The organism is Haloarcula amylolytica JCM 13557 (assembly GCF_000336615.1).
In the GTDB taxonomy this organism is placed as follows: Archaea; Halobacteriota; Halobacteria; order Halobacteriales; family Haloarculaceae; genus Haloarcula; species Haloarcula amylolytica.
The window spans coordinates 48694-75173 of record NZ_AOLW01000012.1; the positions used below are offsets into that span (position 1 = coordinate 48694).

Below are 26480 nucleotides of genomic sequence, written 5' to 3' on the forward strand. Positions count from 1 at the left end.
CTACAGTTCCTCCATCTGGGCTGTCTGCGTAGGTGAAAGCATATCTCGAAGGCTGTCTCCGAGAAGATTGAAGCCGAGCACGGTGAGCATGATACAAAGGCCCGGAGCGTTGACAAGCCACCACGCCTGTCTGAGATAGCTGCGTCCGGATGCAAGCATTGTCCCCCATTCAGGTGTAGGTGGCTGTGCGCCCAGCCCAAGGAATGAAAGTCCCGCTGTGCCGAGAATGACGCTGCCGATGTCAAGCGTTGCCAGAACGACAACTGGTGCAACGACGTTCGGGAGTAAGTGGCGGGTTGCGATGTGCGTTCGTGACCGGCCGAGCAATCGTGCGGCGCTTACAAACTCACGCTCTCGAAGCGAGAGTACGTTACTCCGAACTAACCGTGCGTACGATGCCCAACCAACGACCGACAGTGCAAGCATCACGTTCACCAGACTCGGCCCCAGAATCCCGGCGATGACAAGTGCGAGGACGATTCCAGGGAACGCAAGCAGTGTATCGACAAGTCGCATCAGCGTCTCATCAATCCAGCCACCGGCGTAGCCGGCGAGGAGGCCGACTGCCGTCCCCATAATAAGTCGTACAGTGGTTACAGCGACGGCGATACCGAGCGAGAATCGCGCACCATGAAGGAGTCTTGTCAGTACGTCTCTACCCAGCTGGTCGGTCCCGAACGGATGAGACAGTGACGGAGATTCAAGCCTGTTCGAAAGGTCCTGTTCGACTGGATCGTAGGGCGAAACAACTGGTCCAAGTGCCGCAAGGACGAGCAACGTGAGCACAACTCCGATTCCGAATTGTCCGAGGCGGTCCGTTGCGAGTCCGTCAGTTCCCCTCGGTTGCTTGGTGGCTTCCTGCTGCTTTCTTCTGTCGGCTGTTCGGTCGCTCATGTGTGCTCACCTCCGAGGTCGATTCGTGGGTCAAGTCGGCTATACGTCAGGTCGACTGCAAAGTTCACCAAGACAAAGATGACGCCGATTAGCAGTGTTACGCCCTGTACGACCGGGTAGTCACGAGCAAAGATTGCATCAACGAGTAACGTCCCCAAGCCCGGCCGTTGAAACACTACTTCGATAACAACTGCGCCGTTAAGGACGTAACTCAACTGCAAACCTATAATCGTCACGACGGGCACAAGCGCGTTCCGGAGCGCGTGTTTATAGACGAGAATCCGTTCGCGCAACCCTTTCGATCTGGCGGCCTGGATGTACGCGTCATCCAGAACATCAAGCATCGCTGTTCGAACCAGTCGCGCGATAACCGCAGCCATTCCAGAGCCAAGCGTCAGTGAGGGGAGAACCAGATATTTCGGTCCAGCCGCGCCGGCCACCGGAAGGAGGTTGAGACGGAGCGCACAGACGATAATAAGCAGATAGCCAAGCCAGAAGTTCGGCATTGAGACTCCAATTAGCGAGCCGATCTGTGCGGCGTAGTCAATCCGGCTCCCCGGATTACTCGCGCTGGCAATTCCGGCCGGGAGAGCTATTACAAGCGCGACGAGCATCGATGCAACAGCGAGTCCGATTGTATTCGGCAACCGTTGGACAATCATATCAGAGACAGACCGGTCGCTGTAGTACGATTGACCGAGGTCGCCTTGCAGTGCGTTCCCCATCCAGCGGGCATACTGGACTATGAATGGGTCGTCAAGCCCATTTTCAGCTCGAAACTGATCGACTGCATCCTGAGATGGTGCCTGTCCACCCATCTGTTGGGTCAGAATCGTTCGCGCCGGATCCCCCGGTGTGACGAAGACCAGCCCGTACGTGAGCAGCGACACGCCCAGCAGAACGATTGCCATCGTCAGCAGTCGTTTGCAGAGTCCCGCCCCAGTCATCGCCGCTGTGTGACCTCCTCCAGATGATAACAGGATTCGATGGGATGGGGCTGGTATCCCTCGACGTCGGCACGAGTCCCGATGACGTTTGCGTAGTAGGTGAGCCAGCCGAGAGGGAGGTCACGTTGCATACGCCGCTGGACCGCTGCGTATCGCTCGAACCGCTCGTCACGGTCGGCTGTCCGCCTAGCTGCTTCGAGGTGCCGATCGACCGCTTCGCTCTCGTAGCCACTGAACATCGTCGCCGTCTCCGAATGAACGAGGTCAGACAGTCGGTCCGGGTCAGGATACCATAACACTGAACTCGACCACAGAACGGTATCGAACTCCCCGTTTGTTGCTTGCTCTTTGATTGTCGAGGACTCCATGACTGAAATATCGACATCGAAGCCAACCGCCTGAAGCTGTGTCTGTATCACTTCGGCAATCGTGGGCAGCAGTGGACGGGTATTGTACGTCCAGATCGACACCGAGAGTGTGTCACCGTCACGGGTACGGGTGTCCCCATCCGGTTCCCATCCCGCTTCAGTGAGGAGCCTCCGTGCCTTATCAGGCGAGTATTCATACGGTTCGAGCTCTGCGGCCCACTCCGTTACATCCGCTGGGAACGGACCGATCGCTTTCGACCCCAGCCCATTCAGCAACGAATCAACGATGTGGTCCCGGTCGATAGCATACATTACCGCGCGACGGACTTTTCTGTCCGCAAACGGTGCAGAGTCGAGGTCGAACACAAGGTATCGGGCTCGCGGAATCTTGTACGTGTGAGCAGTGAGATCGGGACTGGATGCAAGTGTATCCGCTGCCTTGTTCGGAAGAATACGTGCCATATCCAGTTCCCCGTTTTCGAGCTTTAGCCGCCGAGTCTGGTCGTCAGTGATGCCTTCGTAGATTAGTGTCTCGATGTGTGCGGTCGACCCGTGGTAGTCCGGGGTAGCGGTCGTTGTGATTGTCGAGCTTGGCTCCCAGTTTTCGAATTGAAACGGACCAGTACCGATCGGCTCAGTGATTGACCCATCGTTGGCGATTGCAGACGGTGAAACAGGGCAGGTAATCCCACGGGTACAGTGTGCTGGCAGTGGTGAGAACGGAACTGTAGTTTGAATTATAATCGTCCGGTCAGCAGCGGCTTCGACTGATTCGACCGGGACTGCAGCCATCGAACTTGATTCGAATGCTCGTGTGAGCGATGGGAGCACAGTTTCTGCGGTCACCTCAGTCCCGTCGTGGAATGTGACTCCTTCACGGAGTGTGAACTCCCACGTCCTGTCGTTGACCATGTGCCAGTCAGTGGCCAAGCCCGGTGACACAGTCGCGTCGTAATCGACGGTAAGCAGTGGCTCAAGCACATTGAGGCGTCGCCAGAGCCAGCCGTTTGCCACGGGATCTATCGCATCCGGCGTCCACGGTGAGCCAACCCTGAACGTGTCATCGTCTACGCTTTCGCCGCTTTGTAGCCAATACCCACTGAGGCCTGAAATACCGGCTGCAGCTGCAAACAATGTCTGTCGTCGCGTGAATTTATACATACGATATCACACACTGTATCCATCTCATTCGATTTCTCGTCGATACCATCTGGCCTATTACCGCAGAATCACTGGCTGGTGGCGGTTGGCATATCGGCCCCAGATGGCGAATCCAGCCAGTACCAGACCGGGAACGCAGGAACCCTACGCTCACGCCATCCCTGTTCATTGTTCTCGCGTGAGTCCGGACCATTCGATCATGTTGTCTACCGGGTGGCTGTCGATACCGGAGACATCCGCCCGCCGGCCGAAGACAGACTCATTGTAGTACAGTGGGATGACCGCTCCGGTATCGACCACGCGCCGCTGGACTTCACCGTAGTAGTCCCGTTTTGCCTCCAGATTTTCTGCCCGGTATCCCTGCTCGATGAGGCGGTCGACTTCTGGGCCAGGATTGTAGATGCCGGTGCCGTCTTGTTTGTAGCGTTTCCGATTGTCACTGCCTTCGGAGTGGAACATTGCCCGAATAAGATAGTCACAGGCAGCGCTATTCGATCCGAAACCGACGAGCGTCAGGTTCGCTTCGCCCGCGGTGAACCTATCGTTGAACGATGCCGGATCGATCTGTCGAATCTCGCTTGTGACGCCTATCTCTTTGAACCAACCGGAAAGCGTCTGTGCGATCGTTCTATCGTCGGCATTTTTGCTATTGATCAGAACCGATAGCGTTTCGCCGTCGTATCTGGACGCCTCAACGAGGTCCCGTGCCCGATCTAGGTCTGGCCCGTAGGTCGGGAGTTCATCGTGAATTGACCATGGAATAGTAGACGAAATCGGTCCATGTGCTGGCTTGCCAATATCGTTGAGAACATTCTCGACGATCTGGCTCTGGTCGACAGCCCAGTTGAGTGCCTTTCGAAGTTGCTCGTCATCGGTCGGCGACCGATACAGATTGACTGCGACGAGCCCAGCCTCAGGTGTGAGATACGTGTTTATCCCCATCTCCGAAGCCTCGACAAGCGCCGTAGCCCGGCTTTTCGGGATTTGTTGTGCGATATCGACTGAACCTTTTTCAAGAGACAGCACGCGCGTGTTGGGATCCTTGATCCACTCAAAAGTGAGTTCTGTGGGAGTAGCTGTCCCGTCTCGATAGTCAGCAAACGGCGTAAGCGTGATTGACTGTCCTGCCGTGACTTCATCGACCTCAAACGGGCCTGTCCCAGTCGGCGTCTCGTTTTCATCAGGGTGTTGAATGCCGAAATACTGGTGTGAGATTGTGCCAGGAAACGCGGGGAAGGGGTCCGTTGTCTCGAACCGAACAGTGGTGTCATCTACTGCCGTGACGCCGTCAGACGTGACACCAATCCAGCCCGGGACCCACGACCACTGCTCAAAAACACGGTCAAAGGAGCGGACAACCGCGTCGGCTGTCAGCGGGTCTCCGTTGTGGAATGTGACATTATTGCGTAAGGAAAACTCCCACGTCGTCTCGTCGACGGCCTCCCATTCTGTGGCAAGCAGCGGCGCGGTTTCCATCTCCGCTGTGGTGTCAACGAGCGGTTCAAACACATGCGTATAATACGGTGTGATACCGTTGTAGACATCCCACTTTTGCCGTGTTGGATCTCGCGCCAACGCAACAGTAAATGAATCCTCAGAATCGGCCTTTGAGGAACTACAGCCTGCAATCAGGCCAGCAGCTCCAGCCACAGCACCGCCCAGCAGTTCCCGTCTCGAACAGTGTTTAGGCATTAGCACTCACCTCACTGCCGACAGAAGAATATGACCTCACGGAGCTGCTTGCCGGAAGGTATTGTATAAATCTCGACATCATGTGAGATACGGTAGGGACGCTAATAAAACAATTATGGTTTAGTTAACTAAAACAAAGTTTCACAAGAAACGCTCCTGTCCCGAAATACTCCATAGTATGCAACTTCAGGAGATCTTTTGCAGTTTCTGGGGGAACTAACTACAACCGATCGCCGATTCACACTCTTCCATTGATGATATCAGCAACCCGCTGTCGGTCGAATAACTGGTGCTCGGTGGGAACGTCGCCGACAGACCCAGGCCACTCGCCAAACTCATCCGGGTACAACTGCATCGCAACTGCCTCCGCCGAAAATAGGTCAATGATCGGTCCCATATTCGTCCCAGCCGACCGAACGAAGTTCTCGTTTTGGACTGCAGTCAACTCACTCAACGTTTCGTGATTCTTGGCTGCCTGAAGGGTTTGCTGGAAGGACTCGTTATTTTCCGTCGTCAGATTATCGATGAGTGCAATGTATTCCGGGTCGACATCGAGGAGTTTCTCGTAACCGATCTCTTTGTATCGGACGTAGGTGTCCCCTTTGAACGCACTGTTGACGCCCAGTTTACGAAAGGTTCTGGTGTCGTTTCGGAATGCATCGATCTCTGCCGCCCGCAGGCTTTTGCCTTCAATATCGAAATCGATGATAAATGCGCCGACAGTCGGTTTGTCATCAGGCAGACGAGACTGTATCTCGGCAAACACCTCGTCTTTGAGATCGACCCATGCATCGTACCGTTCTTGCCGCTGGAAGATTTTTGCTGCTTTCTCGACAGCTTCGTACAGTGTGTAGTACGGATGGCGTTCGTATGGGAAGCGGATCATCGATCCCAGTATCGGACCGACATTGTGCTCTATCTCTTCAAGATCGTCATCGTTCCACCCCGAGTACCGCTTGAGAATCCGCGGGTCCATCAGGTGTACGTCAGCATCAACCTCGTAGAACACTTCCTTGTCGAATTCCGAATCATTGGAATCCAAAAGAGTCTCTACGGAACCCAGATCGACAGCAACGTCAGGAAGTGCTTTGTAGTATTTCAGCTGCTCTTCCTCAAGAGACATCATTGCAGATGGCTTGATACCCAATGCCATCGCAATATCCATCCAAGCTCCGGGAAAACTTGCATAGGTTTCGGGCACTGAGTCAAACGTATGGGTCCCGGCTGGTTTGACTGTCACTTCGTACGGTGTTGGATCGTCAGCTTCTGTCATTGACTCTTCACCAGATGGGGACGTAGGAGTGGTGTCATCCGACGACGAGTCGTCGGTGGTACCGAGACAACCGGCAACTATCCCGCCGCCAACGATACTACAGCCAGCTTTCAGAATTTCCCTCCGACGTTGACAGCAGTCCAAGATATCTTTATTCTGCATACTTTAGGCTGGCCTAAAAACTACTTATATATTATGATTTGCGGACAGTCCCGCTGGAATCAAGCCAACCAGTTGATTATGTGTAATAAATGAATCTAAATATCATGGTGAATGCTCCCTTGGCGACGGCATTTATAATCACGCTTTCAAGTTTTCAGCCGCCACTTATCGGCTTAACCTCAATTGTTTCGAGGGAATCGGCTTTCGCGGTTTCATTCACGCGCCGAAGTCGATCTGCGGTCCCCACGGCGTGGGCTGTGAGGTTTGGGAACTGCGCTTCGCTGGATACTGGGTGCTGTTCTCCGGTCTGCTTGCCGTTGGTAGTCTTCGATGCCATGGGTACTGTCGGGACGCTCTCACTGGACCGCCCCGCACCCGACTGGGGGCCAAAAAATGGGTCTTGGTCTATGATATCAGCCACTGAATATAGTTTCTTCACCTGTGGAGACGAGTGAAACAGCTGCAAGGTAGACCTGCGAATTTAGCACGTCACCCACTGGCTATTTACTCTTCTAACCCAACCTTCCGAACACGATGTATCCCGCCTTACAAATTGGTCTTGAGGGGTCGGGAAGTCCCACCGATTTCCTTCTAGCGGTGGTGATTTTGTTCGGTGCATTCGTCGTTGTCTTCCTGATTGGCAGGCTATTTGATAGCGTTTTTTGACGCTGCGAATATTGGCATTTCGCAAACAGCTAGCTGGTCGCTGTCTCCCCTGTACTGATTCGATGGAAATTCTGCTATCCCATAAGAGCGTGAAACAAGTATGGGACGCAAGAGACCGGCGATTGGTCCGTGCGTTAGAGCACGTTGTACTGATTGGTCCGAGTGCGTAAGAAGCCGAATTATGGGCATTACAGCCCGACTGCCGCTCCGGGCGGCAGTCGGGAAAGCCCGCATAGGTGACTCTCTGTTTCACGCACCGGCGTCCCGGAGTGACAATCCATGTTCCTTGGAATTGACATTCACAAGCGGTACGCACAGGTGGCAGTGATGGATGAAGCGGGTGAACTCGTCGAAGAGGTTCGCGTCGAAAACGCGAACCTCGACGACCTCGCCCAGCAGTATGCTGGAGCAGAAGCTGCAATCGAGGCAACGAGCAATTACTACCACATCCACGATACGCTGTCTGAGCACCTAGATGTGACTGTTGCCCACCCTGAAAAACTGAATCTGATTTCTGACACCGACAAGAAAACCGATCGCGTTGACGCAAAGGAGTTAGCTCGACTATGTCGGTTGAATTCAGTGCCAGAAAGCTACGTTCCTACCGATGAGATTCGTGAAGCCCGCGCACTCGTGCGCGGGCGACAGAAGTTGGTCGAAAACCGGACAGAATATGCAAACAAAATCCACGGATTGCTGTCTGATCACGGCATCACTCGGAAAACCAAACCGCTGAGTGTGAAGGGACGAGAGTTCTTGCGAGAACTCTCGCTCCCGGAACCGTGGGAGGAATTGCTAAGGTCGTATCTAGAGATAATCGAGACGCTCACCGACGAGATTGAGCGACTTGATGAAGCAATAGAGGACCGCGCTGGGTCTCTGAAGGAGACCCAGCTCTTGATGACGATTCCCGGTGTGAGCTACTATTCGGCGCTAATGATCTACGCCGAATTAGGTGAGATAGATAGGTTCGACAGGGACAAAGAGGTCGTAAGTTACGTTGGATTGAACCCAGTGATCCGCGAGTCTGGCGACTCGCGGTTCGAAGGTGGGATCTCAAAACGAGGATCAGGACGGATGCGCTGGATCCTCGTTCAGTGCGCGCAAACAGCAGTTCACACATGTAACGACGAGTATCTACGTCGGTTCTATGATCGGTTAGCGGGAAAAAAGAGTTCACAAGAGGCAATCGTCGCAACCGCTCGCAAGTTGCTGGTGTCAATTTACCATATGCTGGACCGAAGGGAGGTGTACAATCCACCAGGTGTGAGTACCTGAGCGCCGTCGCTGCGACGGCGCTCAGTGGCCGGTTCGCAGACCGCGACAGCCACAGCTACCGCACAAGATTCCCCCAGCCTGCCAATAGTTGTGAGTGGCATCGGTCCATAGTCTGGTGGTTTTCACATCCCTGCTGATCTGAAATCTGCGCGCTCCAAAAGATTATGACGTCAACGGTGGTTTGTTCAGATAGCAGAATTTCCATAGGTGACCACTCCCGTCTGGGAATAGAATTACGCTTGCACAGACTCTAGTCGCCGAATTTTCTGCGCCCCAGCGGGGTGAGGGGCGTCCCAGAGAGGGCGTGCCGCCTGTCATTCATGGCTACTACAGAATCCCGTAGCGACGCCAGNGTCCCAGAGAGGGCGTGCCGCCTGTCATTCATGGCTACTACAGAATCCCGTAGCGACGCCAGCAGCATCGACGAGAGCGAACTGGAGGAGGCTGACCCGAACAACCGGACCGTTCGGGCGCTGACCGAAGTCATGACCGTGTTGGACTCGATTGGTCGGGCACGGAACGCCGACGACCTCTTCCTAGTCAACTCCGAGTCCGGTTCAGAGTACCTTGTTGACACTCAAACAGGGAGTTGCGAGTGCAAGTGGAAGCAGTACAACCCCGACAAGGAGTGCAAGCACCAGAAGCGAGTCGCCTTCGCCACCGGCAAGAGACCGATCCCGCAGTGGGTTGATGACGACGCTCTCGACGACCAGTTCGGGCTACACGTCGACGGCGAACCCCGCAAGGCAGTCGCTGACGGCGGAGTCATGCAAGTCCGATTCGACGACGGCGGCGTCACGGACCCAACTGAGGACCCCTTGGCTGTCACCTCCGAGGATGAACCGCGTACGAAACGAGCGAAGCAGGAGGACATGGATGTCTCTTTTCTCGCAAAGCCCGGTCGCTACGAGGTTCATTCGGCGTCGGATAGCCGGTACGAGGTGGATGTGCTTGAGGAGACGTGCAGTTGTCCCGATGAGGCCGAGCGATGCAAACACCGTCGCCGGGTNGCGTCGGATAGCCGGTACGAGGTGGATGTGCTTGAGGAGACGTGCAGTTGTCCCGATGAGGCCGAGCGATGCAAACACCGTCGCCGGGTCGAGATCGAGATCGACGCCCAGCGAGTCCCCCGCCCGGATGGAAAACTGCCAGACGCCTAACCGGGGGCCGCAGTGTGTTTTCTGCCCCTCCGGTCAGGTGAGAGGATGTCTCGAAATATGTCTTCACAAACCGTCCAGACAGCGTTGTCTGCAGCTACGCCGGGCTGTCCCGAGTGTGGCGGCGAACTCGACAGCACCGGGCGAGAAACGAACTGCGAGGACTGTGGCCTGGTGACCGAGCAAGACCAGATCGACCGCAGGCCGGAGTGGCGGACGTACGACAAGGAGGAACAGAAACGGACGGGCGCACCCCGAACAGCCACTCGGCATGACCAAGGCCTGTCGACGAACATCGGCTCGGTTGAGAGTGCAGACATCTCTCCGAGACGGCGTCGACGGCTTGCTCGCCAGTGACGACTCCATGGCCGGTCGAAGTTCACCAGCAAGCGCGACCGGAATCTCGCTCACGGGCTCGGTGAAATCCGACGCATCGCGAGTGCGCTGTCTGAGAGTAAGGTGGTGAAAGAACAGGCAGCCACGCTCTTCCGGGAGGCTCAGGACGAGGACCTCCTAATCGGACGGTCGATTGAGGGCGGTGCAGCGGCCGCTGTATACGCTGCCTGCCGATGCAACGGCCTCGTGACGATGGAGACGGTAGCCGATGTTGCCCGGTGTTCTGCATCGCACGTCTGGAACTGCTACCGGACGTTCTTGGTGGAACTCGATCTCCCAATCCCAGTGTCGCTCCCGGTGGACTGGGTGGCGCGGATTTGTTCAGACCTTCCATTCAACGTTTCCCCGGAGATTCGCCAGCGGGCGCTCGAACTCGCAGAGCAGGCGACCGAGTCCACTGAGGTCAACGGGCGATCAGACGGTGTCGCAGCCGGCGCTCTATATCTCGCTGGTCAGGAGTCAGACATCCGGCTCACACAAGCGACGATCTGCGAGCCACTGGATGTNCGGACCTGCTCCATGTCCTGCCCGTCCGGGTCGTCCAGCGCCCAATCGCGGACATCGACAGTCTCGGCGTCGAGTTCGAGTGTTGAACAACCCATCGTGGCGACTACGTCACAGGATTCGAGTTCCTTGGTCGAGACCTCCTGTGGTGTCCGGTCCGAGAGATCGATGTCAAGTTCGCCCATGACAGTGACGACTTCCTCGTGAACGTGGTCAGCAGGGTGTGTCCCACCGGTGAGAATCTTAGTGCTATTTTCAAGACCCCGCCGCTCACGTTCACGCTCTGCGAAGGCTGTCGACATCTGACTGCGGCCAGCGTTTTGTACACAAACAAATCCAAATTTCATCGTTGAGTCAGCGGACATAGATACTCCATTTACCTTGTCTATCAAGAGTTCTCGTATGTGACCTATATTGACCTCTGTATTTTTCGATAGTTCGTGGAGTCATTTTCGAGACCCATCGAGTGCGACCAACAATGCACTCGCCCGTGGTGTCGTCCGATATTTCCGCCACTTTCCGTCTTTCCGTCGACTCAGGAGTCCGGCGTCGGTGAGCTGGGAGAGCGCGTGACTGATAGCGCTGTCACTCACATCTAGCAGTGGTGAAAACTCACAGACACAGAGCTCCCCATCGGCCATATGCAAAATCCGGACGATTTTGTATCGTGTCTCATTGGCGAGTGCGGACAGCACACTCACATCTGATTCAAGATCCGGACCGCCCGCAGCTGCGTCAAGTTCTTCTAATTCAGCGAGCCGCTGGGCCGCTTCCTCGTCGCCACAGCCACCTCGCTCATCGGAGAGATACCGCTGTAGCCGCTCGGTTGATGACATACGCACAGATTGAGTAGACAGTAAAGTAAGTGTTGCGTAGTGGGTACTGTATAATTTGACTGTGGAATTCTAAACAATTTAGTAATGACTCAGATTAGCCCGAACCATTGAGTACGGTGGTGCGCTCCGACAGTGCCACTTGGTACAACCAATAGCGTCGGTCACAGCGACGACTCACGAGCGGTGTCACTGCTGATGTCTACGTACGAGTGGATGAACTACGAGCGTGTCGAGTCGGTTTCGGGCACGATGTCGGTCTCAGAGAGTCTCTCCAGAGCGAACTAGCCGACACCTCGATGGTACATTATGGTTCTAGCTGGCGGAACAGATCTCAGGAACACAGCGAGAACGGCCACGGAGAATACCGCCACTTCGACGGGCAAGCGACGGTCGTCATCGGCGACTCATGGGTGATCGATAGCTTCGTGGGCTGACCAAAGGGTTGAAGTATATATGAACAAACTCTAAATTGAAGCCGGTAGGATAGGAGTGAAGATACAGAACTCAATTCGAACATCTTGACTGTTCGATTGAACGATCTACAAAACTATGACTGAACTCACCCTGTACGAAGAAGCGATGTGTTGTTCCACAGGCGTCTGTGGACCGGACCCCGACGACGAACTCGTCGAGGTTAGCGCCGCCCTCGACCAACTCGAAGACGAGTTCGATGTCGATGTGTCGCGAGCGAATATGCAACACAACATCGAGCAGTTCCTCGAAACCCAGCGAATCGCTGACCTGGTCGAAGAGCACGGCCCGTCGATTCTCCCGATCACGGTCGTTGACGACGAGATCGTCGCCAAAGAGGCGTATCTCTCGTACGACGATCTTGCATCGACTATCGAGAACTCCGCCGACCCACAGGAAGCGTAGATGGCTACCACACAAACACCAGCCGAAGAAGTTGTCGAGCCGAATAGCGAAGAGACAGAGTTCGTATTCTTCAGCGGGAAGGGCGGCGTCGGCAAGAGCACTGTCAGCTGTGCCACGGCGACGTGGCTGGCCGACAACGACTACGAGACACTGTTGGTAACAACGGATCCAGCCCCGAACCTCTCGGACATTTTCGAGCAGGACATCGGCCACGAGGTAACCACAATCGACGATATCGATAACCTCTCTGCCATCGAAATCGATCCCGACACCGCGGCTGAAGAGTACCGACAGGAGACCATCGAGCCGATGCGACAACTGCTCGACGACGAACAAATCGAGACGGTCGAAGAGCAACTCAACAGCCCGTGTGTCGAGGAAATTGCGGCATTCGACAATTTCGTCGATTTCATGGATAGCCCCGAGTACGACGTGGTCGTCTTCGACACGGCGCCGACCGGCCACACGATTCGGCTGATGGAGCTCCCCTCGGACTGGAACGCCGAACTCGAGAAGGGCGGCTCGACCTGTATCGGTCCCGCCGCCTCCATGGAGGACAAGAAGGCCCAGTACGAGCGAGCCATTGACACCCTGCAGAACGAACAACGGACGACTTTCGCGTTCGTCGGCAAGCCAGAGGATTCCTCACTCGAAGAGATCGAACGCAGTGCGTCGGACCTCGGCGAACTGGGCATCGAATCCCAGTTCCTCGTGATCAACGGGTACCTCCCCGAGTCGGTCTGTGAGGACCCCTTCTTCGAGGGGAAACGCGAGGACGAACAGGCAGTCATTGAACGAGCACAGACCGAGTTCGACGCTGATGCGATGGCGACGTATCCGCTCCAGCCCGGTGAAATCGCCGGACTGGAGCTGCTGTCGGACGTAGGTGGTGTCATCTACGATGGCAACGAGCCTACTGTGGACGTGGGCGCGGCTACTGATGTCGATTCGGGCCACTCCGTCGATATCGATACGCTAGCCGACCCGGAATCGGTCGCCGACCAACTCCAGCCGGGAGATGGTACGCGGTACCTGTTCTTCACCGGGAAAGGCGGTGTCGGCAAGAGTACCGTGGCCGCAACGTCGGCAACGAAACTCGCCGAAGCTGGCTACGAGACGCTGGTCGTGACGACCGACCCAGCTGCCCACCTGGAGGATATCTTCGGCGAAACTGTCGGTCACGAGCCGACGTCGGTGAGTCAATCGAACCTCGACGCAGCACGAATCGACCAAGAGAAAGCCCTCGAAGAGTACCGAACGCAGGTGCTGGACCACGTCCACGAGATGTACGAGGACAAGGATGACACCGAGCTAGATGTCGAAGCTGCGATCGCGAACGTCGAGGAAGAGCTCGAATCGCCGTGCGCTGAGGAGATGGCCGCACTGGAGAAGTTCGTGAGCTACTTCCAGAAAGATGGCTACGATATCGTAGTCTTCGACACCGCTCCGACGGGCCATACGCTTCGCTTGCTGGAGTTGCCGTCGGACTGGAAGGGGTTCATGGACCTGGGCTCGCTGACGAAGGGGGCCGCACCGGCAAAGGGCGACCAGTACGACGAGGTCATCGAGACGATGCAAGACCCCGACCGGAGTTCGTTCGCGTTCGTCATGTATCCCGAGTTCACGCCCATGATGGAGGCCTACCGAGCGGCCGAGGACCTCAAAGACCAGGTCGGTATCGAGACGGCCTTCGTCGTCGCGAACTATCTCCTGCCCGAGGAATACGGTGACAATGCCTTCTTCGCGAATCGGCGGGCTCAGCAGGAAAAGTATCTCGGGGAGATCAAGGACAATTTCGAGACCCCGATGATGCTCGCGCCGCTGCGCCGGGACGAGCCGGTCGGGCTGGACGAACTGCGCGCCTTCGGTGACGAGATTACCGGCCTCTCGGAACTCACGAAGAAACAGGAGGTGAGGATGTCATGAGTGAGCTCCAGTTCGAGGAGCAAGCCGTCGAAGACAAGTTCCAAACGTTCATACAGACACTCACAGACTCCGAGACATATCGCGAATTCGCCGAGGCGAGCGAAGCACTTGATGAGGACTCGGAAGCTACAGCGTTACTCCACGAATTTGACCAGAAACAGGAACAGATGCAACAGGGTGAGTTCGACCAGTCGGTGATGAGCGAACTGCAGGACCTCAAATCGGAGATGGCAGATAACGACACTATCCAGCGACACCGCGAAGCACGAGAAGCGCTCGTCGAACTCTTGCAGGGTACCAACGAGGTAATAACTGAGCAAATCGGTCGGAAATTCGCTCAGTCAACTGGGGGTGGCTGCTGTTGAGTATCACTGACGAAGACGTGCTGGAAGCGGCCGAAGCACTGGGGGAGGAACTAACGCAGAAACAATCCGAAGCGACCGATTCTGAGTTTGAGACGATACTAGAGGAGTGTAGCAAGGCGATCAGTGAGGAGACCGGAATCAAGTACGACGATGCCTGTGACACCGGCGGCTGCTGTTAAGAACTGACAGCGATATCGGTAGTTCTTCGTATCATATTTCGCGCTTTTAGACTGAATCCTAACCAACTCAACCTACAAAGTTTTCAATCGGGGTTTAGATCATGTCAGATTAGACGTATTGAAGACACACATCAAAATCCATTCTCTGAGGTTGTATGCGTGTGTGCTTACACATGATGCCTCAGTGCTTGAAATCCACAGAATCAAACACCGGTGGGGTGCTTACACAGCTGACGACGACTGACCGTCGCTTGTTCGCTTTGGAAGGTCGAGATCGCCGAGGGCAGCGTGTTGGCGGAGAACACAGAGATGCGGGCAGACGGTCGTCGCCTGGAAGACTTCGCAGCTGCACCAGCCGGCGTGGGTCCCGNGGGCAGCGTGTTGGCGGAGAACACAGAGATGCGGGCAGACGGTCGTCGCCTGGAAGACTTCGCAGCTGCACCAGCCGGCGTGGGTCCCGTTGGGATGCTCGGCCAGCGAGCAGTTCACAGGACACTCGCCGTCGACGGAGACGAGAAACAGGTCCGGGCGACCGCCCTTCGTTACATCGACATCGGCATCGAGGGCAGCGTTCCACGTTGCTGACCGGTCGTCACGAATCCGTTGGAAGTCAAGATCGCGGGTGCCGCTGGGCTGGCGGGATATCCACTGGTCTGGGGGCGAACACTCGCTAGTCGTGGTGGGGGACTCAGCTGTTTTCATGATGAGTCCGCGTACTAATACATATATTCTCAAACAGCGAGAAAGTTGCTATAGAGGCGGTATAGGGCGGATTTTGTGTTTCCCTAGTGGCTGAGAGAATCCAACAATGAGTAGTGGATACCGACGAGGGAACACCGGGCCGAAAAAGTTGAAGTGGCGCTGGAAAGATGAGACTGACAATCGGTCGCTACCCCAATCGTGGGCCGACAACGGTCGCACAGAATCTCCCGAGGAGAACGAAGTGCATCTGTACGCAATCCAGTGTCGGGCTGGACTCTTACTTGAGTGGCTGGTCAATACACGAACAGGGAAGCTACTCAGGGGCCCGCTGAGCGAGAAGCCGGGAATTCGTGNCTCTTACTTGAGTGGCTGGTCAATACACGAACAGGGAAGCTACTCAGGGGCCCGCTGAGCGAGAAGCCGGGAATTCGTGTTCTGTACGTTACCGCCGACGGTGAGTATGCAGTCCTGAAAGAGTCCGAAGCCCGCGAAATTGACGATAGTTGGAAGCCACCCAAGCAGTTCGCCAGCATCATCGCGAAGCACCCAGAGGAGGCTGATCCCGTTCCAGACTCCAGCCAGGACTACTACCGACGCTCGGTCGAAGACCTGTACGACCCGTCGTAGCCGCTGTAGAACGGTTTCTTTGCTCATGACAGCGATTGAAACGACCGCTCAGTGAGCGTGCGAACTGACGGACTCCACTTCAATTATTGAGTGAGAAATTCAACGTCGAAGTCAGGATCTAAACTAACGATTAGTGACTCACTCTTCTCGCCCGAGGGTGACCACTGAGTCGCATGAACACCGCTTTTTCGGTCCCCTTCCACCGATTCGAAGGCGACCTGTACTTCGTATGTCCCCGGAGGAGCGACGTCAGTGAGCGTCGTTCGATACCGCTCTGTCGGCGGTGTCCGTGTTCTCGTCTCGTACACCATCTCTGACTCGGAAAACAATCCGCCTTCGCTCTGAATGGTTATCTCCTTCCACACTTCTTGGCCGGTCTGATTTCCGATCTGAATATTTCCACTTTCAGTACGAGAGAGTGAGCATCCCGAGAGAGTAGCGAGCCCAGCAGCCGAGATGAGTACCGACCGTCGCTTCATTACGTATTGCAACTCAGTAGGTCGGTAAATCCTTTGTCTGTACTGACCAGCTCATTCCACAAGTAGAATTCCCAGAGCGACACCCTCAAGCAGGCCAGATTTTGTGACTCTCTGGTGGCTGAGAGAGCATGGCTTCGCCACAGATCGACGTCGACGAGATTGTTGCAACGCTTGAGCAAATTCGCCAGCGGGGACACAGCGCACACACGGTCTTCAGAGACTGGGTCAACCTCATGCTGTTCGNCGAGATTGTTGCAACGCTTGAGCAAATTCGCCAGCGGGGACACAGCGCACACACGGTCTTCAGAGACTGGGTCAACCTCATGCTGTTCGCACTGCAGGACCGAGACGATCCATATCTGGAGATTGTCGACGACTATCGCGAGCGCGGCGATATGGACCACCCACGCGGGCAGCGATCAGTCGACCTCTTCGCCGAGGCGTTCGGCCAGCTCCAAGAACNGTCGACGACTATCGCGAGCGCGGCGATATGGACCACCCACGCGGGCAGCGATCAGTCGACCTCTTCGCCGAGGCGTTCGGCCAGCTCCAAGAACGGATGGCGGCTACCGACGCTGACGTTCTGGGTGCCGTCTACGAGGAATACGGACTGTCCAGCGATGCGTTCGGCCAGCACTTCACGCCCCACTCTGTTTGCGAGACAATGGCTGAGATCGCCGGCGTCGGAGACGAGAGCGATACCGATGATAGACAGACGATCCTTGACCCGGCCTGTGGGAGCGGTCGAACACTGGTGGTCGCCGGTCGAAAGCAGCCAGACGCGCTGTTTGTCGAGCAAGACAAGGACCCACTGTGTGCTCGAATGACAGCACTGAACTGCTGTTTCCTGAATCTGGATGCCTACGTTATCCAGGGCGACTCACTGACTGTCGAGTTCCAGCGAGCGTGGCAGACGTCGTACTCTTCGCTGGGTGGGAGTGTTCGCGAACTCGACGACGAGGAGGTCGAGGAGCTTCACGAGTGGGTGACCGACGCCTTCGAGAATACGGTCGAGGCGGAGAACGAGTCCAGCCCAACTCAGGGGACAGACACGGGCTCTGAAGAGCGAACACCACCGGCTACGGTGTCTGTTCCGAGTGAGCAGGCCAGTCTGGGTGCGTTCGAGAGTAGCGATTGACGGCTGTTTTGTGTGCCCCAGTCGGGTGCGGGGCGTTCCAGTGAAAGCGTCCCCGAGAAGACCCATGTCAGAAGAATCAGACACAGAGCCAGACACGGCTCCAGACTCGGTTGAAAAGGTCGAACGAACGGACTTTGGATGCAGTATGGAGGCCCGGATGAAACGAGGAACCGGGACACGAGACGAAGACAGTATGACGATCAAGTCAAAGGGTGAGACTGCCGAGGAGACGATTGCGGAGTTTTACAAGCTCTTGGAAGAGTACGACCAGGAGATCAGTGGTCGGCTTCGGGATGTTCAGCCCGAGGGAGACGAGGCAGGCGAGGAAGACGAGGATTAACAGCTAGTTTACCATCAGATTTCAGCCGTTTTCGAGACCTGTTCTAGCCCTCAAAGTAGCCATTAATGCGTCTGGATTTTGGTCAATTTCAGTAAACTTAATGGCGCAAAGTTGTTAGCCAGCCTGAAATGTTTGACCTCACCAGTTTTCAACGTGACCTGCTGTATGTGGTGTACGGTCTAGACGGCCCACATGGCCTCGCAATCAAAGAGGAGATGGAGGAATACTATGAGGGAGAAATCCATCATGGGAGGCTGTACCCGAGCCTTGACACACTTGCCGACAAAGGGCTCATTGAGAAGGCACAAAAAGACAGACGGACCAACATCTACTCAGTCACGCGACGTGGCGAACGAGAGATAGCTGCTCGAAACGAGTGGGAACAACAGTACGGAACGAGTGAGCTTTCTGGATGACTGTCAACGCGCCTGATTTTGATCCGGCTCTGAATGGCCACGCCGCAGTCGAGATCGAGAACGTGGTTCACGCGGTCGTCTCAAAATCGCGAGGTAAGAGGATAGGTAAAGCAGCCACAGCGTGTGTATCAAAGCGATAACTCCGCGCTGTCACTAACTCAGGACAGGCATCATCGCTGGAGAGTCCATATCGTATTCTAAGTCTGCAGGATTCCACCACTTCGAACCCTCGCTAAGGACACTGTCACTCGCGGGCTTCGTCACTGCTTACAGCAGCTTCGCTTCGATGTACTGGTCGATATTCTCATTGTCGTCGAGTTCGTTCAGCGTGTCCAGCGCTCCTTCCATCGAGTTGAGGTCCTCGGTCGTGAAGTCGTCCTGTTGGGCCACACGACTTAGACTCACGAGGAGCTTGATTTTGTTCACGTCCGTCTCAAGACGCATCACTTTCGTGACGACGTTCTCGTTGTCGGGGTCGTCCAGTCGGACGAACGCCGGCGGGATTACGTCCCGAAGCAACGCCGAGACGTAGAGGTCGTCGTCGGACGTGGCCGGGACGTCCGAGAGCATTCGCTTGACGATAGCGGCCTTGTCTCCCGTGGTATTGGTAACGACGTTTCGCACAAACGCGTTGGTATCGAGATGTCGCAGGTTCCGGTGTTCGTCGACGCGGACGGGAATGAGCTGTAAGTCCTCGTTGGCGAACTCCGGGGCGATATCGTCTTGGTGGACACAGATGTCTGTGCCGATCGCACCGGGGTCGAAACTAGCGAAGGGGTCAGACAGTGTCACGTCACTTGGCGGTGACACGGCGTCCGCTCGGTCCATCCCATCCAACAGGTACCGGTCCGCCGGGTGTTTATGCCCGTAGTCTTCCCAAGGTATGCGGGTCGTGACGATGAGGATACTCCCGTTCTCAAGCTCCTCCACCATCCACGCCGGCGTGTCTAGAACCCGCTGGCGGCCGCCGAACCGTTCGATTAGCGGCTCCGAGTAGATCCCCAGCCACGGGAGGCGCTCCAATGTTATCGGTGTCTCGAATGGTAGTACCGCTTTAGGTGTTGGAGCAATCTCACCGTTCATTATCGCCCTGTTGGATGTCGAAACGTAGTACGGGTTGAGCTCGACCGCGAGTTGACGAATAAGTTCGACGAATACCCGAGCAGGGCCGGTGTACTTCTCGGCCGATTCGGGGTCTATTTCGACCAGTCGGGTGGCATCTACGGACACACTTAGGATTGCGTCGGTCAGTCCGTCCCAGTCATCGAGACGAAACCTGAGACGGATTGCTTTGCTATCGGAATGGACCGTAATGTAGCCTTTCTCCGAGATGGATGCATTGTCCGGAGTCAGCGGGTCTGAGTCATTGACGTGTTCGGTTAACCCTATGTCCGCACAGACCGACAGCGTTTTTTCGATCACTTCCGCCCCAGTTTCCCGCTCATCGCTATAAAAACGGGCGAATACCGACCCTTCCTGCTTGATTCGATTGCTCATATCACTCGTTCAGGTCCCTGTAGCTTTTGAATTCGACGCTAACGCCATCAAAGTCGTCCTCAACGAGTTGGCCAATATCCGAGGGTTTTTCTACATCATCCACAGCGTCCGGGAATTCATCGGTGACTTCGTCACTGTACTCGGCATCGAGTTGATCTTGTCGCATTACGACAACAATTTCGTCTTGACCACCTGCAGCCTGCGTAATCAGCTTCTTGCGGAGGCTGTCGAGTCTCCCGCCGAGCTGCTCATATTCGGCCTCATCGGGGTAAAGCGGCGTGTATTCCTTGGTGTTCTTCGATTCGTAGGCGGCCCCGTTCCGATTGTTGACGTCGATATCAGTCGGACCGTCTTTCAGGTCGTCTCCGGTGACACCGTCGGGTAGGTCCTCGTCAGCGATCTTGTCAGGGTCGACTGTCGCGTCCATCTCGACATCGGCGTTATCGTTGTTCTCGATGACACGCCTTGCGGTACGGGTTTCTCCTGCGAGACCGGTGTAGCCGGACTGGTCACCGGAAATTCTGGTCACAGCGTCGTCCAGCCGGTCGATTTCTTGATCGTCGAGATATTCGAGGTCTTCCATGACTCTACCAGGTTCTTCGCCCGGGACACCGTCGGGAACGTCGTCTGAATCCTCAAACGCTCTGACGAGCTTCTCTGACGCGTCCTGGTCCAGCCCGTTGCGGCTGTCAACGAAGTCCTCGACGGATTTCAGGACCCCATCGCAGGGGCTGTTACAGACATCGGCACGCATGAGCCGAATTGCATCTGTATCAGACCGCGCCATGGACCGCTGCACTATCGCTTTCTCATCCGCATCCAACCCGTCGTACCGCTTGACCGCCGTCGCGAATTCATCGCTATCGACCGAATCGCTCTCGTAGGCCTCAGTAAAGCGCCGCTGGGTAGCGGCGTCGTCCATCTGCAGGAGCGCGTCGGCGGCGTCCTGATCGCTTTCCGCCAGATCGTTGAGCGCGCGACGCCCACTGGGCCCGGTGTTCTCGAAGAGGTCGGTGGCCTTCAGCGTCGGGTCGTTGATGTCGGTGTTGCCCAGGTAATCGCTCCCATCGCTGTCGAGTTGGTCGAACTGCTCGGTCGTCTGCTGGCGCCGGGGCCCGGGCATGTCGTTGAGCTTCGCGCTCATGCGCCCGGTCGGCACGTCCGCGTCGGGGACCGAGTCGTCGACTTTCCCAGCCCGCCGTAGTGCCGTCGGCTTGACGCCGTTTGGCACTCTGTCGGGTACCGCCGAGTCGGCGGCGTCGACCAGCCGTCTGAGCTTCGATGAACTACTCAGTCCCTTCTGGAGGACGCTTCCGCCGCCCAAGGCCGTCACAGGCGCGACCGTGCCGGCTACTCAGTGCGTGTTCAAGCTATGTGAAAAGCTACCGCAGTCACAGAAGCTTCTGTTCGATGTACTGGTCGATACCGTCTTGATCGTCCATCTCACTCAGCTGGTCCAGTACCCCCTCGATAGTCGCCATTACATCGTCAGAGACATCCGCAGAACGCGCAGTCTGTGCCAGATTCACCAACAGTTCAAACTTGCTAGTCTCGATGTCGAGCGCCAGCGTCTTCGAGACGATCGATTCGTCGTTGGGAGCGTTGAGCCGGACGAACGCTGGCGGAATCGACCCCTCGATGAGCGCTGAGAGTCGCTCGTCGTCCGTGTCCACACCGTCGGGGAGCTCGCCTAACACGTTTCCATCATCGATGAGCCGCCGGACAAACGAATCGTCCTCGACACGGCGGAGGGTGTCTGACTCGTCCCGGTACACCCGCTCCAGTGTCAGTGCTTCGTTGGTGAACTCGGGAGCGATATCGTCTTTCGTAATGACGGCGTCCGTCCCGTACTCACCCGGATCGAGTGTCATGAACGGGTCCGAAAGATCGAGGTCAGTCACGGTTTCCCCACGCTGCAGGTCCCGCCGCTTCGAGTTGGTGAACTCGGAGTTCTCCCAGGGGCCGTCGGAAGTCATGGCGAAAACGTGTCCGCTATCGAGTTCTGCGTACCGCCACGGAGTCCCGCCGTACAGCGCGTCGAAACCGCCCAACTTCTCGAACAGTGTCTCGGAGTAGACGGCCAGTTGTGGGACCTGATCGATGTGCTCAGCGAAGGGCATACCCGTCGGCGCGATTGTGTTATGGTTAGTGGTTTGGAACAGCGGGACGTATTCCGCGTCATACGCAACGGCTAGCTCACAAGCAAGGTTGACGACAGCAGTCACGAATTCGGCGTAGTTCTGCTCGTCTGACCAATTCGACGGGATGAGTATGTCCGAAAGTCCCACAGATAGAACCCGTTCATACGTCTCTCTATCCGAAGAGATGTCGAACATGAACGAAACGGTCGTTTTGTTGTAATTACCGTTATAGTACGGCCACTCGCCATCGTCCGATTCCTGATCTCTGTCTATATCGAATCCAACCTCTTCAGCCGCGTCGAAGCCGGTCGAAACGATGTCATCCGTAAATTCGGGAACGTGGACCGTGAGATGGCGTGGTGACATTATTATAGGTCACTATAGCTAGTCACTTCAACGGTTACGTCTTTGGATATCCCGAACTCATCTGCCAGGGTTGTTTCGATGTCATTTTCTAGTCTGTTGCTCAGGACCTCTCGGGACGACGAACTACTGCTCCCGCCAAGGCGATTAGCCTCCACGTCGATATAGTCTTGATCCATGGCCACCACGATTTCATCTTCTCCTGCTACTGCGTGCGTCCGTAGCTTCTCTTTTAACCCGTTCCAGTTGTCTCTTCGGAAGAATTCAGCGCTGTCCGGATCAAGGTTTTTAGATTCGATTGCTGGGTCCTTGAGCGTCCGTCCGTTGATTTCTACCTCAGTGTTCGCTTTCGCATCGATGTCGCTACTAGAGCCACCTCTCTCACTGTTGACGTTCTTGAACGCATCACTGTTCTCGACACCGTCGGCAATGTCCTGACTGTACTCATCCGCGATATCATCCGAAGAGAGGTCTTTTTCGAGTTCGATATCGCCATCGCCGGCATCGATATTAGACCGGTCATCGAGTGCACGTCCGACGTGTCCTTCACCGGCAAGACCTTTGAACCCCTTCTTATTGCCCTGGATATCCCCTGCAATCTTGCCGATGTCGTCGAAGCCGTCTCGGCCTTGCAGGTCGTCCAACAGGCCTTCCAGTTCGTCGGCGGTAGTGATCGGCCCGCTATCAACGTCCGATCCCGCATTCAACGCAGAGAGATATTTGCTTTTCTCACTGGCCGAAAGCCCCAGTTTGTCGGGGAGACAGTCACCGCCGCTCTGGAGGGACGGCGACGACGGTGACGTGACTGAGTGATACCTGCCGGACCGCAATGAGCCCGCAGCACCGAGCGACGGTGCACTACTGATGTCACATCTAAACGTCGAATCGAACGTGTCCGAGTCCGTGCGCCCGGCGAAGTCGACCGCGTCGTCACCGTTGCGCGCCAGTAGGTCGTCGAACTCCGCCTTTCCATCCGCATCTAAACTGTCGTAGCGGGTGAGTGCCGTCGTGAGTTCATCGCTGTCGACCTCGCCGCTCCCGTATGCGCGGGCGAATCGGCGCTGGGTACGGGTATCCATCTCGACCCGGGTCAGGGCATCAATTTCGTCTTGGTCCATTTGCCGGACGGCACGGGCAACGGCTGGATCGTTTTCTGCAAGCAGTGTACCGAGGCGTCGCTGTTGGGCTGGGTCCAGCTCCGCCATGTCGACGTCTGTCCGACGGATCGTGTGCCGGATGCGGACTGTATCAGTTGCTGTTCTGGCGGGTTTGAGGACACGCCGAGCGCCGCTCCGTGGGACCGTCGTTGCCTTCGATAGTTGTGATATCGCTCGCATCTGTTGCCGGGCGCGCCACTCCCCAGCTCGGTCCTGTGCCCGACTGTACGTCCGGGCCGCCCGCATTACGCGAGTCCCGCCTAACCGGTCAGCTACAGTGTTCGCCGTCTGGGTTCGCTTGGCCGCGCTGGCTGCTTGGCTGCCGGTGACGGACCGGGCAACCTCGCCCCAGAGCATCCCGGCGAAGTAGTTAGCCCGGAAGTCTTTGTGCAACTCCGGCTTTGCGTCTTGATCGTAGGGATTCGCCCTGTCTTGACGATTCTCATAGCTCTGTACCATCGCGTCAAACACTGCCGGCGCTTGCGAGAGGAGGTTGCTCAGTGAGTCCAGACCAGGAATCGAGTCCAGAAGGGTACTGATCGCCTCGATGGCCCCCAGTGGGTCTTTAGCGAAGGACTGGAGTGACTCAATGCTACTGCCAAACGTTGTTGCTAGTCCCGAAGAGAACCCCAGTCCCTGTGCAGCTACTCTGGAATTAGTATCTACCGCCTCAGAATGCTGTGCTCCCTCAACAAAGATCGTGCTTCGAGTGAATGCAGGGGACGAGCGTGCATTCCCATGCGTATCTGTAACTCTGATTTTTGTTGTTGCCGCTGAGAGATCATCCTCAAGGGACTGGACGTATCCGGTCCGATATTCGATGAGGTGAGTATACTGGTTCTCCCTAACTCGGGGCGTTGCCTTCGTTTCACCGTCATGACTGACTACTATCGTTTGAACCGCAGATGGGTCGTCAACCTGAAACGTGAGTGAGTACGTCGCCCGGTTGTCGGCCCACGAATTTGGCTTACTGAACTGAGCGGTAAAGACAGTGACCTCCGGTGGCTGGAAATCATGGATCGTCGGATCAAGGCCCTTAACGATCTCTCTGTGGTCGGAAATCGAATCGTTATCTGTATCGCGACTATGGGGGTCTAGACGGTACCGTCGTTCCTGTGCGTCAGTTACCCCATCGGAATCCGAGTCCGAAAGTGTCGGATCAGATTGGACTGAGATCGTCTCAAGATGCCCCATCCCATCCCCAGCAGAACTGTACAATGTGTTCGTGAACTCGGTCGATTGGTCAGCACTGGTCGTCCGCTGAACTTCCCAGCCTGCGACTTCCTCCGCGTCGGTCAGGTTGTCGCCGTCAGTGTCGACCTGCCTTGGATTGGCGAGATGGTTGTAATAGGAGGCGGTCCTGCCACGATAACTGACTTCCGTGTACTGGCCGATTTCTCTGCTGTCGGAGAGGCCGTCACCGTCGGTGTCAGCGCTCTTCGGATCTGTCGTGACGCGATCCCCATTGGGTCCACCCAGTATGACCCCTTCGCGTTCCATCTCGTCACTCAGGCCGTCACCGTCGGTATCGTTGATCTCGGTCGTGGTATTTGCGACACGCGAGAACACTGTCGGCAGTCCCGCTGCGTCATCGACGAAGTTGACCTCCCCGCCGGTTGCGGTGGCGATGGCTGAGAGTTGGTCGCGCGTCGCCCCACCGAATCCGATCGGATAGATGGTAAGGATCAAGTTCGCGCACCCACGGCGTCGCTGAGCGTGCGCTTGATCGTCGAGAAGACAGTTTCACACGTCGCTCGTCAGCGGTAGCGAGCAACACCATGCATACTCGGCGACTTCGCCTACCCCACCAACAGCATCTTTAGCTAACTGGACCGCTTTGCTCGTGGAGCGGGAGATCTTCGACATAGGCATCGGCGATTTTCCGCTTCACACTCTAGTTCTAACGGTCGAAACCAGTGCTTTCCCGCGATTCACCAGAGATAATCCACGAAATTCAATTCGGAGACGCTACCGGAGACAGGGATTGATAGCAGAGAAATCAACTGGGGATATCAGTATTTGCTCCGCTTGGGTTGCGGCAGGGGTTCTCCCCAACATCATGCCGGTGCCCGATACCTCCAAATCGAATACACATAACTTCTATTTGCGTTTTTTTGGTAGCCTCTCCGATTCGGATCACAGCGTAGTCGGGCTTTTGTTGCAGTGGTGTGCTAATATTAGCGAGTGTTTTGTCTGGAGGGGTCATGGTTCCAAGGTTGACTCTCCATATTTGTCCCGCTGGGTCCGTGCCGAACTCTATCGCTACATCACGGAGTATGTCTTTTTCCGACGGCCTGCCTTGCATCAAAAGGCGTCCGTCATACTGATAGCCATCGTCAGTTGTAGATAGATTACCGGTCAGTGTTAAAACAACGTATCCTTCGCCCCCCGTTGTCATATCAGAGTATACTGTCGTACCCACTACCAGTGATAAAAGTACAACAATAACTGCGAGACACACATACGCGACTAGTTTGATATTATTCATTCTATCTCGTGAGTTTCCTCCACAGCTTTATCCACTTCAAGTGTGAATACTTCTTGAATGCTGAATTTCAGATGGATTGCAGCCTCCGGTTGAACAGTCCAAGTATAATCCAGTGACCATCCCTTACTCATTATGCTCCACCGATCTGTCTTTTCATAACTCCCACCTGAATGCAAGGATACCTTCTCTTCGTCGGGATCCGGTTCTGTACCACTGTACACTTCTGAAGTTTTTTACTTCCGCGAAATAGACTATCGTCACCTCGACCGACGCCAATAATATGGCCGGTCTCATGCATGACCACTTTTTGAATTTTAATACGTGTATCAATATCTGGGTTTGAGCCTGTGGAGGCCTCTTGGAACGGCTGTGTTGAATCGCCATAAGGCGATGGAATTCACTGTTTGACGGCACGTTTGATGTTGTAGACGACACACATCAGAGCAATTTCT

General features: G+C 55.8%; 23 protein-coding genes and 2 pseudogenes. 11 read left to right on the forward strand and 14 right to left on the reverse strand.

Going from position 1 to position 26480, the window contains the following annotated elements:
* From nikC to C442_RS05655, 5 genes are all read right to left on the reverse strand, one after another.
* Entirely contained in the window at positions 1 to 894 is an 894-nt protein-coding gene (gene nikC, locus C442_RS05635; RefSeq protein ID WP_008308590.1) for a nickel transporter permease, read from the reverse strand.
* Positions 891 to 1841: a nickel ABC transporter permease gene (gene nikB / locus C442_RS05640; protein WP_008308593.1), complete on the reverse strand. Its 951-nt coding sequence runs from the start codon at positions 1839 to 1841 to the stop codon at positions 891 to 893. Before nikB ends, nikC begins: the two co-directional genes overlap by 4 nt.
* On the reverse strand, positions 1838 to 3370 hold the full coding sequence (locus tag C442_RS05645) for an ABC transporter substrate-binding protein (protein WP_049942850.1): 1533 nt from the start codon (positions 3368 to 3370) through the stop codon (positions 1838 to 1840). Before C442_RS05645 ends, nikB begins: the two co-directional genes overlap by 4 nt.
* Positions 3371 to 3535: 165 nt before the next feature.
* Entirely contained in the window at positions 3536 to 4879 is a 1344-nt protein-coding gene (locus C442_RS05650; protein WP_008308596.1) for an ABC transporter substrate-binding protein, read from the reverse strand.
* Positions 4880 to 5300: 421 nt separating this feature from the next.
* Positions 5301 to 6497 (reverse strand): ABC transporter substrate-binding protein, encoded by a 1197-nt coding sequence (locus C442_RS05655; protein ID WP_049942851.1) that lies wholly within the window; start codon positions 6495 to 6497, stop codon positions 5301 to 5303.
* 945 nt (positions 6498 to 7442) lie between these two features.
* Between C442_RS05655 and C442_RS05660 the strand changes: the two genes are divergently transcribed.
* The 3 genes and pseudogenes from C442_RS05660 to C442_RS22980 form a co-directional block, all read left to right on the forward strand.
* Positions 7443 to 8441 carry an IS110 family RNA-guided transposase gene (locus C442_RS05660; RefSeq protein WP_008308598.1) on the forward strand — a complete coding sequence of 333 codons (999 nt, stop codon included), beginning with the start codon at positions 7443 to 7445 and terminating at the stop codon, positions 8439 to 8441.
* A gap of 383 nt (positions 8442 to 8824) precedes the next feature.
* Positions 8825 to 9601, forward strand: coding sequence for an SWIM zinc finger family protein (locus tag C442_RS05665; protein ID WP_008308599.1), 777 nt, complete (start codon positions 8825 to 8827; stop codon positions 9599 to 9601).
* Positions 9602 to 9658: 57 nt separating this feature from the next.
* Positions 9659 to 10498 (forward strand): annotated as a pseudogene (locus tag C442_RS22980) (transcription initiation factor IIB); the annotation flags it as partial.
* Here C442_RS22980 and C442_RS05675 read toward each other — a convergent pair.
* Positions 10447 to 10863 (reverse strand): low molecular weight phosphatase family protein, encoded by a 417-nt coding sequence (locus C442_RS05675; RefSeq protein ID WP_049942852.1) that lies wholly within the window; start codon positions 10861 to 10863, stop codon positions 10447 to 10449. The pseudogene C442_RS22980 and the gene C442_RS05675 sit on opposite strands and share 52 nt — an antisense overlap.
* Positions 10864 to 10944: 81 nt before the next feature.
* The gene (locus C442_RS05680) at positions 10945 to 11334 is read right to left on the reverse strand and encodes an ArsR/SmtB family transcription factor (protein ID WP_007188973.1); all 390 of its coding nucleotides are present in this window, start codon (positions 11332 to 11334) and stop codon (positions 10945 to 10947) included.
* Positions 11335 to 11466: 132 nt separating this feature from the next.
* Between C442_RS05680 and C442_RS21805 the strand changes: the two genes are divergently transcribed.
* The 5 genes from C442_RS21805 (at position 11467) to hcsS (ending at position 14680) form a co-directional block, all read left to right on the forward strand.
* Positions 11467 to 11619 (forward strand): hypothetical protein, encoded by a 153-nt coding sequence (locus C442_RS21805; protein WP_161606621.1) that lies wholly within the window; start codon positions 11467 to 11469, stop codon positions 11617 to 11619.
* A gap of 264 nt (positions 11620 to 11883) precedes the next feature.
* Positions 11884 to 12210: an arsenite efflux transporter metallochaperone ArsD gene (gene arsD, locus C442_RS05685; RefSeq protein WP_008308603.1), complete on the forward strand. Its 327-nt coding sequence runs from the start codon at positions 11884 to 11886 to the stop codon at positions 12208 to 12210.
* Positions 12211 to 14136: an arsenical pump-driving ATPase gene (gene arsA, locus C442_RS05690; RefSeq protein WP_008308605.1), complete on the forward strand. Its 1926-nt coding sequence runs from the start codon at positions 12211 to 12213 to the stop codon at positions 14134 to 14136.
* Positions 14133 to 14501 (forward strand): halo-CC-star protein HcsL, encoded by a 369-nt coding sequence (gene hcsL, locus C442_RS05695; protein ID WP_008308606.1) that lies wholly within the window; start codon positions 14133 to 14135, stop codon positions 14499 to 14501. The genes arsA and hcsL overlap by 4 nt, the downstream gene beginning before the upstream one ends.
* On the forward strand, positions 14498 to 14680 hold the full coding sequence (gene hcsS, locus C442_RS05700; RefSeq protein ID WP_008308608.1) for a halo-CC-star protein HcsS: 183 nt from the start codon (positions 14498 to 14500) through the stop codon (positions 14678 to 14680). The genes hcsL and hcsS overlap by 4 nt, the downstream gene beginning before the upstream one ends.
* A 1095-nt stretch (positions 14681 to 15775) precedes the next feature.
* Here hcsS and C442_RS22435 read toward each other — a convergent pair.
* A complete protein-coding gene (locus C442_RS22435; RefSeq protein ID WP_193363404.1) occupies positions 15776 to 16036 on the reverse strand; it encodes a hypothetical protein in 261 nt (86 codons plus the stop codon).
* A 580-nt stretch (positions 16037 to 16616) separates the two neighbouring features.
* Here C442_RS22435 and C442_RS05725 point away from each other — a divergent pair.
* The 3 genes and pseudogenes from C442_RS05725 to C442_RS05735 all read left to right on the forward strand — a co-directional run bounded on the left by C442_RS05725 (position 16617) and on the right by C442_RS05735 (position 18382).
* Positions 16617 to 17626: pseudogene (locus C442_RS05725) on the forward strand (N-6 DNA methylase).
* Between the two features lie 64 nt (positions 17627 to 17690).
* On the forward strand, positions 17691 to 17966 hold the full coding sequence (locus C442_RS05730) for a DUF7389 domain-containing protein (RefSeq protein WP_049942855.1): 276 nt from the start codon (positions 17691 to 17693) through the stop codon (positions 17964 to 17966).
* A gap of 128 nt (positions 17967 to 18094) precedes the next feature.
* Positions 18095 to 18382, forward strand: coding sequence for a PadR family transcriptional regulator (locus C442_RS05735; protein WP_008308622.1), 288 nt, complete (start codon positions 18095 to 18097; stop codon positions 18380 to 18382).
* A gap of 267 nt (positions 18383 to 18649) precedes the next feature.
* Here C442_RS05735 and C442_RS05740 read toward each other — a convergent pair whose 3' ends face one another.
* The 6 genes from C442_RS05740 to C442_RS22855 form a co-directional block, all read right to left on the reverse strand.
* Positions 18650 to 19879: a hypothetical protein gene (locus tag C442_RS05740; RefSeq protein WP_008308624.1), complete on the reverse strand. Its 1230-nt coding sequence runs from the start codon at positions 19877 to 19879 to the stop codon at positions 18650 to 18652.
* A gap of 1 nt (position 19880) precedes the next feature.
* Entirely contained in the window at positions 19881 to 21212 is a 1332-nt protein-coding gene (locus tag C442_RS22440; RefSeq protein ID WP_008308625.1) for a hypothetical protein, read from the reverse strand.
* Positions 21213 to 21270: 58 nt separating this feature from the next.
* A complete protein-coding gene (locus C442_RS05750; RefSeq protein WP_008308626.1) occupies positions 21271 to 22386 on the reverse strand; it encodes a hypothetical protein in 1116 nt (371 codons plus the stop codon).
* Positions 22387 to 22388: 2 nt separating this feature from the next.
* On the reverse strand, positions 22389 to 25229 hold the full coding sequence (locus C442_RS22445) for a calcium-binding protein (protein ID WP_008308627.1): 2841 nt from the start codon (positions 25227 to 25229) through the stop codon (positions 22389 to 22391).
* Positions 25230 to 25539: 310 nt separating this feature from the next.
* Positions 25540 to 26028 carry a hypothetical protein gene (locus C442_RS21455; protein ID WP_152418438.1) on the reverse strand — a complete coding sequence of 163 codons (489 nt, stop codon included), beginning with the start codon at positions 26026 to 26028 and terminating at the stop codon, positions 25540 to 25542.
* Complete coding sequence (locus tag C442_RS22855; protein ID WP_261385041.1) at positions 26025 to 26159, reverse strand: hypothetical protein; 135 nt, start codon at positions 26157 to 26159, stop codon at positions 26025 to 26027. The genes C442_RS21455 and C442_RS22855 overlap by 4 nt, the downstream gene beginning before the upstream one ends.
* Between the last annotated feature and the right edge of the window lie 321 nt (positions 26160 to 26480).